The organism is Jilunia laotingensis (assembly GCF_014385165.1).
GTDB classification, from domain to species: Bacteria; Bacteroidota; Bacteroidia; order Bacteroidales; family Bacteroidaceae; genus Bacteroides; species Bacteroides laotingensis.
In genome coordinates, this window is record NZ_JACRTF010000001.1 from 893,627 (window position 1) to 907,401 (window position 13,775).

At 40.3% G+C, this 13,775-nt stretch carries 10 protein-coding genes and 1 tRNA gene; 3 read left to right on the forward strand and 8 right to left on the reverse strand.

Annotated features, from left to right (window positions below; genetic code table 11):
• Positions 1–80 precede the first annotated feature (80 nt).
• The 4 genes from H8744_RS03635 to H8744_RS03650 form a co-directional block, all read right to left on the reverse strand.
• A complete protein-coding gene (locus H8744_RS03635) occupies positions 81–1,154 on the reverse strand; it encodes an AAA family ATPase (RefSeq protein ID WP_004323659.1) in 1,074 nt (357 codons plus the stop codon).
• A 5-nt stretch (positions 1,155–1,159) separates the two neighbouring features.
• Positions 1,160–1,447 (reverse strand): helix-turn-helix domain-containing protein, encoded by a 288-nt coding sequence (locus H8744_RS03640; RefSeq protein ID WP_005944327.1) that lies wholly within the window; start codon positions 1,445–1,447, stop codon positions 1,160–1,162.
• 124 nt (positions 1,448–1,571) lie between these two features.
• Entirely contained in the window at positions 1,572–2,480 is a 909-nt protein-coding gene (locus H8744_RS03645) for a hypothetical protein (protein WP_007479974.1), read from the reverse strand.
• A 236-nt stretch (positions 2,481–2,716) separates the two neighbouring features.
• Positions 2,717–2,800 (reverse strand) — tRNA-Leu (locus H8744_RS03650).
• Between the two features lie 157 nt (positions 2,801–2,957).
• Between H8744_RS03650 and H8744_RS03655 the strand changes: the two genes are divergently transcribed.
• From H8744_RS03655 to H8744_RS03665, 3 genes are all read left to right on the forward strand, one after another.
• A complete protein-coding gene (locus H8744_RS03655) occupies positions 2,958–4,043 on the forward strand; it encodes a mannose-1-phosphate guanylyltransferase (RefSeq protein WP_262433546.1) in 1,086 nt (361 codons plus the stop codon).
• A 151-nt stretch (positions 4,044–4,194) separates the two neighbouring features.
• Positions 4,195–5,370, forward strand: a complete 1,176-nt coding sequence (locus tag H8744_RS03660; protein ID WP_262433547.1) for a DUF418 domain-containing protein — start codon at positions 4,195–4,197, stop codon at positions 5,368–5,370.
• 137 nt (positions 5,371–5,507) lie between these two features.
• Positions 5,508–8,876 (forward strand): AAA domain-containing protein, encoded by a 3,369-nt coding sequence (locus tag H8744_RS03665; protein WP_262433548.1) that lies wholly within the window; start codon positions 5,508–5,510, stop codon positions 8,874–8,876.
• A 293-nt stretch (positions 8,877–9,169) separates the two neighbouring features.
• On the opposite strand, the gene tatC is transcribed toward H8744_RS03665, so the two are convergent.
• The 4 genes from tatC to H8744_RS03685 all read right to left on the reverse strand — a co-directional run bounded on the left by tatC (position 9,170) and on the right by H8744_RS03685 (position 13,735).
• Positions 9,170–9,979, reverse strand: a complete 810-nt coding sequence (gene tatC / locus H8744_RS03670) for a twin-arginine translocase subunit TatC (RefSeq protein WP_262433549.1) — start codon at positions 9,977–9,979, stop codon at positions 9,170–9,172.
• 2 nt (positions 9,980–9,981) lie between these two features.
• Positions 9,982–10,206 carry a Sec-independent protein translocase subunit TatA/TatB gene (locus H8744_RS03675; RefSeq protein WP_262433550.1) on the reverse strand — a complete coding sequence of 75 codons (225 nt, stop codon included), beginning with the start codon at positions 10,204–10,206 and terminating at the stop codon, positions 9,982–9,984.
• Between the two features lie 83 nt (positions 10,207–10,289).
• Entirely contained in the window at positions 10,290–12,770 is a 2,481-nt protein-coding gene (locus tag H8744_RS03680; protein WP_262433551.1) for a bifunctional UDP-N-acetylmuramoyl-tripeptide:D-alanyl-D-alanine ligase/alanine racemase, read from the reverse strand.
• A complete protein-coding gene (locus H8744_RS03685; RefSeq protein WP_369411049.1) occupies positions 12,746–13,735 on the reverse strand; it encodes a GSCFA domain-containing protein in 990 nt (329 codons plus the stop codon). Before H8744_RS03685 ends, H8744_RS03680 begins: the two co-directional genes overlap by 25 nt.
• Positions 13,736–13,775 lie beyond the last annotated feature (40 nt).

Sequence of the window (13,775 nt, forward strand, 5' to 3'; positions counted from 1 at the left end):
CTAAACCTGCCTGTTCCGATACAGGGAAATAGTAAGTCCGTTCCTCTTATATATACACCCGGACTAAACCAAACTGACTTTTAATAATGGAAATCGGGATTATAGCGGTAGCCCTTGCCCTCTTTCACAATCATGCGCTTGTTCACAAGGAACTTGTTCAAATCCACATGGATATTGCGTCCACGCTTGTAGCCGATACTTGCATAACCCTGTTTCAAGGTCTTTAGGACATTCTCGTAACCATATATGACCTGTTTGCCAAAACCGTTTTCCAAAGCTGTCCTGTGCTGTTGCTCCGTCAGTTCTGCCAGTGGAAAGCCCCTGTCTTGGCTGGGTTGCTTGAATACATAACCGTCCACGGCTTCGGGCAATGCGCTGTCGTTGATACGGAATGCGAACGGGTCAAACTCCCGGTCACGTATGTGCATCGCCTTTACCTCGCTTATGTTGCCGTCCTGCGTACTTTTGGTAATTTGCAGGACGGTTTCAGCCTTATTGTTCAGTTCCGTACCGATATGCCCCCTTGTGTTGTCATCCCCCTTGTTCAAATGCAGTACGGTATGGATATGCAGGTTATATCCGCTTGACCAGCGCATCAAGAGGTTGATTAGGTCAGTCGATTCGCTGGGGCTGTTGATGTCATACATCAAGTCACGGATTCCGTCAATGATGAGCAACCCCACATCGGGCATATTTTCAAGCATATAACCGATAATCTGTTTCCGCTTATCGGGTGTCTGCTCCCTTAGCACGATGAAAACAAAATCGTCCCTGTCCTTGTCGGTAGGCAGTCCGGCAAGCCGCAAAATACGCTCCATGACCTTGTGGCAATGGTATTTGCTCTGCTCGGTATCTACATAGAGGATTTTCCGTTTGTTCGGTGGCAGGTATGCCGAATACTTCAATACCTCGTCATTCTTCAACGCTGCCGCAACGATAGCGGAAATGTTGAATGTCTTTTTGCTCTTGGCTTTACCCGTGGATGCACTGAAATTACCCAACGTGCCAATGGTAGAGCCGTTCACCCAGAGTATTTCGGGCGGCACTTCGTAAGTGTCCGTCACCTTTAGATGAATGGTTTTCCAAAGGGCTGCGAAATCCTCTTTCTGCATGGTGATGTCCTGCCCGGCTTCTGTCGCTTTTCTATTTTCCATAGCCGTTATTTCTTTAGAGGACGGTTAAGGATATACTTCTGCGCTTCCTGCTCTATCTGCGCCTGCGTCTTGACCGGGTTCTGACGCAACCATGCTTCCAACTCCGCTTTCTCAAAATAAAGCATTTTGCCCTGCGGCTTGTAATGGGGTATCAAGTTACCCGAAGTCAGCTTGTACAGGTAACTTTTAGAAAGGTTCAAGAACTTGCTCGCTTCATCGAAGCTAAGCACGTTCTTTGAAAGGAACAACATCTTTTCGAGTTCGGAAACTCTTAACTCTAAATTTTTTTCCATATTGTTTAGGAATTTAGGTGAAACAATATGAAGGTGCGCACCCTCGTTTTTTTGTTAACGGGGGCAAAGTTAAGAGCTTGAAAATGAAGTCTAATTGACCTTTGTTTGAGCGTTCAATCTATGCTCAACCTTTTTGCAGTTGTTTGATGTATTTGTCTATGATTTCATATCCTTTCGGATAGATGTTTTTCGCTTGGTCTGTCGCACTCGACAGGTCAGTACGTGTAAGCGGTTCACCTTTTATCTTCTTCAATATCAGTTTATTGTTTGCTATGACAGACTGCCATTCATAAACGATGTAATTATAACAGCTAAGTTGCATCATAAGATAGGCTAACAGACGGGTATTATTAACTTTCAATACCCCATTCAGTTTGCAGTTGAAAAAATCGGTAAGTATTTTGGCACTGACGGTAGTAGTAAACATATTCGCTTCATTCACACAGTCGGTCAGAAGTTTGATTTCATTAGCTTTCAACGTGGACTTGAAAGGATTGCTTTTGCCCACAATCTTGGTTGGATTAGTATCTGCACTTTCCTCTTTCTCTTTTGGCAAGGCTTGCTCTTGGATGGCAACCGCATCTGTATGGTAATTGCTTTCCTGTTCTTGCAGATAGCGCAAATATTTGGAAAGCACGACAAGATTAACGATAATGGACAAATAAGGAAGCCGCCCATCATAACAGGACGGTTCATGCAAATATGCATCCATATCAAAATCAGAGCAGCGGAAACCGATATACTTTTTTCTTTCATCAGAATTCAAGTCCTCAAAATAACCACTTTCCCACAAAAAATCGGGAATATCCATGTCCAATACAATGTTACGCACGACACGGTATTTTTGTTGGATGGCTACAATATTTTCAGTCACACGGAAAATTTCTTGTCGCAAATAATCCTTTAGCTGGGCTTGCGTCAAATATTCACGTTTTAAAAATAGTGCATCTACTTTAGTTTTATAGTCATGAGCTATACAACTATCTAATATCTTCTGTATTTCTCTGAAATTGGTTTCTATATGATTTTCCATAATCGTGTGCCTTTAAACGTTCTTACTACAAATATAAGGTAAGAATCTCACTTTTCCCGAAAACATCGGCAATAATAAGGAAGAAAAGATAGGATAAGCGTTAAGAAATTATAAAGATATGGGGAAGAAAACTATTAAAGTACACCTTTTCTTTGTATTCGTCATTCAGTACACATTTAGTACGCCCTATAAAAGCAGAAAACCCTGATAATCAGGTGATTATCAGGGTTTATTCGTACCCAGACCCGGGGTCGAACCGGGATGGAAGTGAATCCACTGGTGTTTGAGACCAGCGCGTCTACCGATTCCGCCATCTGGGCATTTATTTTCAAATGCGGTGCAAAGATACAGCTTTTTTCTAAACCTGCAAATATTTAGTAAGAAAAAGGAGAAAAAAAAGATAAAACATTGTAGAAACCTTTCTCTGTTCAAAGAATAAACCGTACATTAGCACAAACTTTTAAAACAGTCAATATCATGACAAATAAAGATAATTATTGTGTAATTATGGGAGGCGGTATTGGCAGCCGCTTCTGGCCCTTTAGTCGCAAAACACTTCCAAAACAATTTCTTGATTTCTTTGGAACAGGACGTTCACTCTTACAACAAACCTTCGACCGATTTAACAAAGTCATCCCGACTGAAAACATTTTCATCGTCACAAATGCGATGTATACTGACCTTGTTAAAGAACAACTCCCTGAATTAGACGCGAAGCAGATATTGCTCGAACCAGCACGAAGAAATACTGCTCCGTGCATAGCATGGGCTTCCTACCACATCCGGGCTTTAAATCCGAATGCTAACATTGTCGTAGCTCCTTCAGATCACCTGATATTGAAAGAAAATGAATTTCTTGAAGCCATTGCAAAAGGGCTTGAATTCGTATCTCATTCAGATAAATTATTAACATTGGGAATAAAACCTAACCGACCAGAAACAGGATATGGTTATATTCAGATTGCAGAACAGGAAGAGGATAAAAACTTTTATAAAGTCAAAACTTTTACAGAAAAACCGGAATTGGAATTAGCAAAAGTCTTTGTCGAAAGTGGTGAATTCTACTGGAATTCAGGTCTCTTTATGTGGAATGTAAATTCAATTATCAAAGCCAACGAGATTCTATTACCCGAATTGGCTTCAAAGCTTGCTGCCGGAAAAGATCTTTATGGAACCCCAGGAGAAAAAGCTTTTATTGAAGAGAATTTCCCCGCTTGCCCTAATGTATCTATTGATTTCGGAGTGATGGAAAAAGCAGACAATGTTTATGTTTCACTTGGCGACTTCGGTTGGTCTGACTTGGGTACATGGGGATCACTATATGACCTTTCACCCAAGGACGAGAGCCAAAATGTAACGCTGAAATGTGAATCGCTTATTTATAACAGCAATAATAATATCATCGTCCTACCTAAAGGTAAACTGGCAGTAATCGAAGGCTTAGAGGGGTTTTTGGTTGCAGAATCAAACAATGTCTTGCTTATCTGCAAGAAAGATGAAGAACATGCTATCCGAAAATATGTCAATGACTCACAAATGAAGCTTGGAGACGATTTCATTTAATACAAAGATTTAATTTTACATAGTATAGGGGCAAAAATGCCCCTATATTTTTATTCCGCCATCGCCAAAGTCAAAACACTGAAACTATTTTCATATATTTGCAACAATTAATTGTCATCTTGGGCAATCTAATAGAAACAAACTGCAAAAAATGGATAAAACACTTCAAACACCCCATCGATTAGGAGTAGTAGACGCACTCCGTGGTTTTGCTTTACTGGCTATAGTCTTATTGCACAACTTAGAACACTACAACATTTATTTCATCCCAGAGTCTCTTCCATCATGGTTACAAACCATTGACCAATATGTATGGGACGCTATGTTTTTTCTACTTGCAGGGAAGGCTTATGCCACCTTTTCACTCTTGTTCGGATTCAGCTTTTATATACAATACCATAATGCCGAAAAACGTGGAATAGACTTCAGAGGTCGCTTTGCCTGGAGAATGGTTTTACTTTTCTTATTTGCACAACTTCATGCCTTATTCTACAATGGTGATATTTTGCTCCTCTATTCTGTTGTAGGATTCGTTTTAATACCTGTTTGCCGACTAAATGACAAAACTGTTTTTTGGATAGCTCTCATCTTACTTTTACAACCTTTTGAATGGGGACGAATGCTATACGCATTATTCGATTCAAACTATGTAATAAACGGTACCCACTTTATAACTTATGCAGAATCGGCCATTGAAGCAACAACCCACGGAACTTTCCTTGAAGTTCTTCGTAATAATATATGGAACGGACAATTATATAGTAACTTCTGGCAAGTAGAAAACGGACGCTTATTCCAAACAGCTGCTTTATTCATGTTCGGTATGTTATTGGGACGAAGAAAGTATTTCATAAAGAGTAACAGATCTACAAGAGCATGGAAACGTATTCTTAAAATGGCAATTCTAGCCTTCATACCACTAAACATGCTTCGATTCTATGTCCCTGTATATATCAGTAACCCTTCGATACTAATCTCCTACAACGTTGCTATCCCTTCATTGGCAAACTTTACTTTTATGGCCATATTGGTATCTGCATTTACATTGTTATGGTTTAATAGAGGAGAAGGATATAAATGGCAAAGAACGATTATTCCTTACGGTCGCATGAGTTTAACTAATTATATTTCACAATCAATCATGGGAGTATGCATCTATTATGGTTTCGGGTTGGGACTTTATAATTCCACAGGCGCAACAGCAACAATTTTAATCGGTTTAGCTATTTTCATGATACAATTAACTTTCAGTCGTTACTGGTTATCCAAACACAAACAAGGCCCTTTGGAATATCTATGGAGACAAGGAACATGGATCAAATTATAACAAATAAACTTATTACTCTGTAAACAATCGGGGCATCTACTTTATAAAATAGAATCGGTTGCGTGCCGATTGCTATTTTTTATGCCTGTTTTTGTTATATGGATATTCATTATTCTCCTTTTCACTATCTTTGCAACATGGAAAAAGAGGAGATAAAAGAAGCTTTCGAAATTCTTCTGGCAGTTTGCAATACAGACGATACAAAACTTGGCATCGCCTATAAACAAATGCGTGATTTACTGGAACGTCTATGCAGGAGTCAAATGCAGAATGACAGTCTTCAAATGACTGACCTTTCTGCGCGAATCAGTTTCGTTGCAGCCAAAATCGGTTTATCCGTTGCCGAACAGAACCGCTTGCATACATTCCGACTCACTTCAAACAGCATCTTAAATCGAGAGACAAAAGCTTCTCGCGAAAAGTTATTACGCGATGTCAAAACACTGGCTTTCTTCATAAAGAAAATTACTAACACAGATATTCCCCCAAAATTATACCAGCAACTCCCGGTAGCTGATGCCACCTATGTCGTATCACCACCAGCACGGGAACATATTGAACGAATACGTGCTTGCTTTGAATACTCTGATGAAGAGTTTTTATACGTACAGCCAACCGACCGGATCGTTGACAAGCCCTTGCAAGTACGCTATAATATTCCACAAATCAATGAAGAATTTACAGAAACTTGTAAATTACTTTGGAAACATGCACAGATCAATTTGCTGGATATTGCTGTTGACGAGCAGGGAATACTTACTCCCTCATTTATAGTTCTCGAACCGGATTATTTAATAGATATCAGTTCTCTTGCTGAATGTTTCCGTGATTTCGGACACCATCCCGGAAATTATTTACTATCTCGTTTGCAACCCATAGAGAATGCACGCCCGCTGCTACTCGGAAACATCGCCAATCTTTTTCTTGACGAATGGATTTATGCTGATGGAGAAGCAAATTATCTTTCTTGCATGCAAAAAGCCTTCAAGCGCTACCCTATAGAACTGGCAGCTTGCACAGAATTACAGGAACCAGAGAAAGAACGCCAATTCTTCAAAGATTGTAAAACCCATTTCGAACATATCCGTGAAATAATAACCGATACCTTTCATGCACCCGGTTATGAATTGGATAAAACAGATGCCGTACTTGAACCTTCTTATATCTGTGAACCGTTAGGGCTACAAGGAAGACTGGACTATATGCAACGTGACATGACCTCGTTCATTGAAATGAAATCAGGGAAAGCGGATGAATATTCCATTCGGGGAAAAATAGAACCAAAGGAAAATAACAAAGTGCAAATGCTCCTTTACCAAGCCGTCCTTCAATATTCCATGAAGATGGATCATCATCACGTAAAAGCATACTTACTTTATACACGTTATCCTTTACTCTATCCTGCACGTCCATCTTGGGCGATGGTACGCCGCACTATCAACTTAAGGAACCGGATAGTTGCCGAAGAATATGGCATTCAACTAAACAATAACATAGAATATACAGCTTCCAGACTTCAGATGATCCATTCGGAAATTCTGAATGAGCGAGGATTGCAAGGCAGATTTTGGGAACAATACCTACGTCCCTCCATCGACCGTTTCACCGAATCTCTAACAAAACTTTCGCCATTGGAACGAGCCTATTTTTATTCGTTATACAATTTCATCACAAAAGAACTGTATACATCCAAGTCCGGTGATATAGATTATGAAGGACGCACAGGAGCATCTGCTCTATGGCTATCCACCTTAGCAGAAAAATGTGAAGCCGGAGAAATCATGTTCGATCTGCAACTTAAAGAAAATCATGCTGCCGATGCACACAAAGCGAGTTTAACATTTTCAAGGAAAGAAAGACAAGATGAGATTCTCCCAAACTTTCGCCAAGGAGATGCTATCGTTCTGTACGAACGCAATACCGATAAAGACAATGTCACCAATAGGATGGTATTCAAAGGCAATATAGAAGCCACCACCAGAAAAGAAATATGTATCCGTTTGCGTGCCACCCAACAAAACACCTCTGTACTCCCACCCGACAGTCTTTATGCCATCGAGCATGACACAATGGATACGACCTTCCGAAACATGTATCAAGGGCTTTATACTTTTGCTTCTGCCACAAAAGATCGGAGAGACTTATTACTGTCACAACGCCCTCCTGAATTCGATGAATCATTTCATTCAAAAATTGCAGCTGAAACAAATGACTTTCAACGAGTAACGTTGAAAGCACAAGCAGCAAAAGATTATTTCCTCTTGATAGGTCCTCCAGGAACCGGTAAAACGTCTTGTGCCCTCAAAAAAATGGTAGAAACCTTCTATCATGACGAAAAGTCAAATATTCTACTGCTCTCATACACCAACAGGGCGGTAGATGAGATATGCAAATCCGTATCTTCCATACACCCCGAAGTCGATTTTATTCGTTTAGGAAGCGAACTTGCTTGTGACGAAGCTTACCGGAAGCATTTGATAGAAAATGAACTTTCTCTCTGCAACCACCGTTCGGAAGTATCCGAACGCATCGATCGTTGCCGGATTTTCATAGGAACCGTAGCCTCCCTTGCAGGTAAGCCCGAGCTTTTCCGACTAAAACGATTTGAAGTGGCTATCATCGATGAAGCGACTCAAATTCTTGAACCTCAGTTGCTCGGTATCCTATGCGCATGTAGCAAAAACGGAGAGAATGCTATCGGAAAATTTATTCTTATTGGTGATCATAAACAGCTTCCTGCCGTGGTACTTCAACGCGAAGAACAATCGGAGGTACACGATGAAAAACTACGTGAAATAGGACTATTAAATTTAAAAGATTCTCTTTTTGAACGCCTGTATCGTAATGCCAAAAAGAAAATCCGATCAATTGATGAAAATCAAATAATTCCTTTTGACATGCTATGCCGGCAAGGTCGTATGCACCCTGACGTAGCATCCTTTGCCAACCGAGCCTTTTATGAAGGTCGCTTGCTCCCAGTAGGTCTTCCTCACCAGCAAGAGCGTTCCGACACAATCACCCGGTTAGCTTTTTATCCATCCGAACCAGAACCTAGCGTTTCATCTGCCAAAACAAATCTATCCGAAGCTAGAATTGTTGCCCGTCTCACATTGGAGACCTATCAGAGAATCGGTGCTGACAAGTTTAACACTTCACAGACGTTGGGAATCATTACACCCTATCGCAGCCAGATTGCTTTAATCAAGCAAGAAATTTCGCAAATCGGCATTCCAACTCTCAATGACATCATGGTTGATACTGTCGAACGTTTCCAAGGCAGTGAAAGGGATATTATCATTTATTCATTCTGTGTGAACTACCCTTATCAGCTTAAATTTTTATCTAATCTGACAGTAGAAGACGGAGTATTGATAGACCGCAAACTGAATGTTGCCATGACACGTGCCCGAAAGCAAATGTTCATTACCGGGGTTCCCAAACTGCTGAGATTGAATCCGATCTACGTAAGTTTGATAAAATTAATAGAGGGAAACGGTCATATTTGATCTATATTTACATCTATTAATTTTTATTCCCTCTTTATGCGGTTTATTAACACCTCTATATTGAACAATTCGCTATATTTGCACTACGTTTTTTTCATAGAGATTTAGATTTAAGGTTAGAAAAAATGTGGAAGTCGTGAGACTTCCCTTTTTTTCGCCTTAACGTTTACTGCCAATTTTTCTTTTGTTGAGGCAAGTAAACTCAAAAAGCCCCTTCGAGAGAAGAGGCTTTTTTATTTTGCGAGGTTGAAGCCTAGATTTTCCTGATCATATAAATACAATTTTGGGTCATTCTATACCGTTTCTTCCTGTTTTTCCGTTTCCTCCTTTTTATCCTTTATCATTAAAATGCTCATTTCATAAAGTAAATAAAGTGGAATAGCCACCACGCTCAATGTAAAGGGATCACCGGTAGGAGTAATAATAGCAGCTGCAATAACTATCACCACAATTGCATGACGACGATATTTCCGAAGAAACGACTTATTCACGAGTCCCAACAACGACAATAGCCAAGTTACCAAAGGTAATTCGAAAGCTAATCCCATACAAAGCACCAACATCATAAAATTATCAATATATGAATTGAGTGAAATTACATTTTCAATCTCAGTACTCAAAACATAAGTAGATAAGAAACGGAGAGTCAACGGATACACCATAAAATAGCCCAGCAAAACTCCTGCAAAAAACATAACCGTACCCACAGTCAATGCTTTTGCTACCCCTCGCCGTTCGTTAGGATACAGAGCCGGATTGATAAAATGCCAGATTTCGAAAAAAATATAGGGCATAGCAGTCACTACCGACATCCAAAAAGCAGTAGACATATGTATAAAAAACGGAGCCGCCAGATTAATATTTATCAGTTTTACATGAAATTCCTGCGTAAAGAAATCATCTGTCAGATCGAATTTCTCACCGATGTATCTCAGCAAATCGTAAAACACAAAATCATTATTACAGGGAGCCAGCACTACGTTGTCGAACAAAAAGGGCATGGCGATGAAGTATCCCACCGCCAATACAAACCAGACCCCAATGACACGAAACAACACCCGGCGCAATTCCTCCAAGTGGTCCCAAAAAGTCATTTCAGCCATGATTATTTCTTTTCCTTATCTGTTGTAGAAGGTTCGTCAAGCTCGTCTTTTGCCTTATTTATTTCTTCCTTAGCCTCGTTTACACCATCTTTGAAGCTTTTAACCCCCTTACCCAATCCACGCATAAGTTCGGGAATTTTCTTTCCTCCGAAGAGCAACAGAATCACAAGTGCAATAATGATCCATTCAGATCCACTGGGCAAAAAGCCTAATAGTAAGTTTGTCATAATTTCGTATAAGTATATAAGTTCGCGTGCAAATATAAGAATTTTGAAATTAGGAATTTACAACCCGGGGCAGAAATAAACCATCAATCCTGATAATAAACTCTTTTCACTCGTGTAGAGATCCCGGTTAATACCTCATACGGAATTGTTTCGAGAACATCCGAAAGCACGGTTATCGGCAACTTATCACCAAAAATGATAACAGAATCACCTTCCTGACAATCAATGTTGGTCACATCTATCATACAGACATCCATGCAAATATTACCAACATAAGGAGCTTTTTCTCCATTAACAAGGCAGTAAGCATTCCCACATCCCAAATGACGGTTCAACCCGTCAGCATATCCGATCGGAATAGCTGCAATGCGAGAAGGACGACTCAAACGGCCTTTCCGGCTGTAACCGACAGTATCTTCTTCTGGAACATCCCTTATTTGCAAGATAGTAGTTTTAAGCGTACTGACATTATTAATAATCGCATTATCAATCGGACTAATTCCGTAAAGACCGATCCCTAAACGCACCATATCAAACTGAGCCTCCGGGAAACGTTCTATACCAGCCGTGTTACAAATATGCCGAAGTATTTTATGCGAAAAAGCTTCCTGAAGTATTTTAGAAGCCCTCTCAAAAATTTCTATTTGTCCACGTGTAAAAGTATCAAACTGCGGAGAATCACTTCCAACAAAATGAGAGAATACGGAACGTGGAATGATTGCATTCTGATTCTTTAAGCGTCGTATCAGCAATGGAATCTCTTTTTCAGAGAAACCGAGACGATGCATTCCCGTATCCAGCTTAATGTGTACCGGGAAATTCGTCATACCTTCTTTTTCGGCAGCTTTAACCAGTGCATCCAACAAATGAAAGTTATACACTTCAGGTTCCAGTTTATAATCGAACATCGTTTTAAATGCCGTAAGTTCCGGATCCATAATAATAATAGAAGCTGTAATACCGGCTTTACGCAGCTCAACACCTTCATCTGCAACAGCTACCGCGAGATAATCGACACGATGTTCCTGCAAAGTCTTTGCAATCTCGTAAGAGCCTGCACCATACGCTGAAGCTTTCACCATGCAAACCATCTTCGTTTCCGGATGCAGCATAGAACGATAATGATTCAGGTTGGCAACCATAGCACCTAGATTAACTTCCAATATGGTTTCATGAACTTTCAATTCGAGTTCATCAGAAACAAGATCGAATTTAAAAGAACGAGCCCCTTTGATTAGTATCACTTCATCACGCAGACTCTTAAGGACTTGGGATGCCATAAGTTCTTCCGTAGTATGAAAGAAATATTTCTCCATATCAAAACGAGCCGCACAGGAAGATATCTCCGGTCCCACGCCTATGATCTTGTTGATACCCCGGCTTTCAACCAATTGCGCTACTTTGCGATAAAGCGTCGTAGTACTTTGTCCGGTTTCCAAAATGTCGGACAGAATAAGTGTGCGCTGCAAACCTTTTGTTTCCGAACGACGTACCAGAAAATCAAGTGCAATATCCAATGATGCCAAATCAGAATTATAACTATCGTTGATCAGCACACAATTACGTTTGCCTTCTTTAACCTCAAGTCTCATCGCAACCGGTTCAAGACGAACCATCCGTTCAGTTATCTGATCAGCCGGCATCATCAGGTAAAGGCAAGCTGCCAGACAATTCAGTGAATTTTCTATGGAAGCATCATCTATAAAAGGTATACAGAATGTATTATCCATCTCCAGATAACGATAGGAGATAACAGTATGGTCTTCTTTTTTCTGAATCTTACTTATATATAAAGGACGTTCAGCATCCTTACAACTCCATGCTATCTCACGAGCAGTCAGCATCGACTTGGCAACACACATACTGATCAGCTCATTATCAGCATTGTAGATTACGACATCGCAATCTTTGAACAAGCTCAGCTTCTCCATACATTTTTCCTGCAAAGAGAAAAAGTTCTCCTGATGCGCCCCTCCGATATTGGTCAATATACCAATGGTAGGCTTAATCATATTCTGAAGCGCACGCATTTCTCCCATTTCAGAAATACCTGCTTCAAAAATAGCCAGTTCGGCCTCCTTGTTCATTTGCCAAACAGAAAGAGGAACCCCTATCTGAGAATTATAACTACGTGGCGAGCGGACAACAATCCGATCCGGACTCAGCAATTTATGTAACCATTCCTTTACGATCGTTTTACCGTTACTTCCCGTAATGCCTATTACCGGTATCTGAAATTTTTCACGGTGTTGTTCGGCTAGCTTCTGTATAGCTTTCAGAGGATTCGCCACGATTAAAAAGTTGGAAGCAACAAATTGGCAATTAGTTTTTTCCAATTCATTAAAGTCTTCCTGGGTCAGAACAAAGTTCCGCACTCCACGTTCGTAAAGATCGGGAATATAACGTGCGCCCCTGTTCCTTTTCGTAGTCAGCGCAAAGAAGAGCGTCTCTTCAGGAAAGCTGAGAGAACGGCTATCTGTTAGCAACCAATCGACGTTTGTTTCAAGTGTACCTACCCTGCGGGCATTTATTATCTGAGCTATTGATTCAATAGTGTACGGCATAGTTCTGTTTCTTTTTCAAAGTCTAAGTACGGGTATTTTCCGTTAAGTCGTTCTATTTTTAACACAATTTGTCCTAAAAATCTTTTATGCTCTTCTGAACCCGGATGAAAGGGACGATGTTTCAAAGCCTTGCGGATACTTTCACATTCTTCCATAATCTTTTTAGTTTCAGGTAGAAAGAATGTTTCAGAGAACCGTTCCCAAATATATTTTACCGCCAAAGGTGACGGATGCAACATATCATCTGCGTAAAAACGGTAATCCCGTAATTCATCCAACATGATCTCATAAGAAGGAAAGTAATAAACTGTATTCGGATAAATAGCTTGCAACCGGTCGATTGCCAATAGTAATATGGCTTTACTAAGCTGATTTTCGTGCATACCGTCACGCACATGGCGGATAGGACTGAGTGTAAAAAGGACTTTCAAACTTGGATTCTGCCGGAGTAATGCTGTAAACAATACCATATATTTATCAACGACCTCCTCCACTTCCAACCTTCTACGGATAAATACTTTTTCCGGTTGTTTATGACAATTAGAAACCACCTTTCCCGTCTCCTTATTTTCATAGACAAAAGCCGTACCCCAAGTCAACAGCAGCCAATCATTTTCCCCTAACCGGCTATGCGCCTGCTCCAATCGTTCATTAACCATTCGCAACGTGTTCTCACAGGAAACCGAAGAAAACACACCGTGATGCATCGGGCTATGCCAGTAACCACCATAATAAAACAGATCCTCCCGGCTATATACTTTCCCAATCAAGATTTCATGCAATGCTTCCGAAACCGATAACGGATTATAGAGTATTCCAAATGGATTAATATCACAATGAAAAAAATGATCAATCAGTAGATTGCCTATGTTTTCAGCAAAACAAGATCCCATTAACAACAAATGCTGGTTATGCTTCACAGAAGGTACCTTTTCCGGCAATTCAACGGGAGTAGCTAAATTTATCTTCATCCTAATCTATATCTTACAATTATTCCTACACAAT

Bases quoted from the DNA above. Each gene is read 5' to 3' on its own strand.
- H8744_RS03680 (WP_262433551.1), bottom strand. From the start codon at position 12,770: ATGCCGTACACTATTGAATCAATAGCTCAGATAATAAATGCCCGCAGG.
- H8744_RS03675 (WP_262433550.1), bottom strand. From the start codon at position 10,206: ATGACAAACTTACTATTAGGCTTTTTGCCCAGTGGATCTGAATGGATC.
- H8744_RS03640 (WP_005944327.1), bottom strand. From the start codon at position 1,447: ATGGAAAAAAATTTAGAGTTAAGAGTTTCCGAACTCGAAAAGATGTTG.
- H8744_RS03660 (WP_262433547.1), top strand. From the start codon at position 4,195: ATGGATAAAACACTTCAAACACCCCATCGATTAGGAGTAGTAGACGCA.
- H8744_RS03665 (WP_262433548.1), top strand. From the start codon at position 5,508: ATGGAAAAAGAGGAGATAAAAGAAGCTTTCGAAATTCTTCTGGCAGTT.
- H8744_RS03655 (WP_262433546.1), top strand. From the start codon at position 2,958: ATGACAAATAAAGATAATTATTGTGTAATTATGGGAGGCGGTATTGGC.
- H8744_RS03635 (WP_004323659.1), bottom strand. From the start codon at position 1,154: ATGGAAAATAGAAAAGCGACAGAAGCCGGGCAGGACATCACCATGCAG.
- tatC (WP_262433549.1), bottom strand. From the start codon at position 9,979: ATGGCTGAAATGACTTTTTGGGACCACTTGGAGGAATTGCGCCGGGTG.
- H8744_RS03645 (WP_007479974.1), bottom strand. From the start codon at position 2,480: ATGGAAAATCATATAGAAACCAATTTCAGAGAAATACAGAAGATATTA.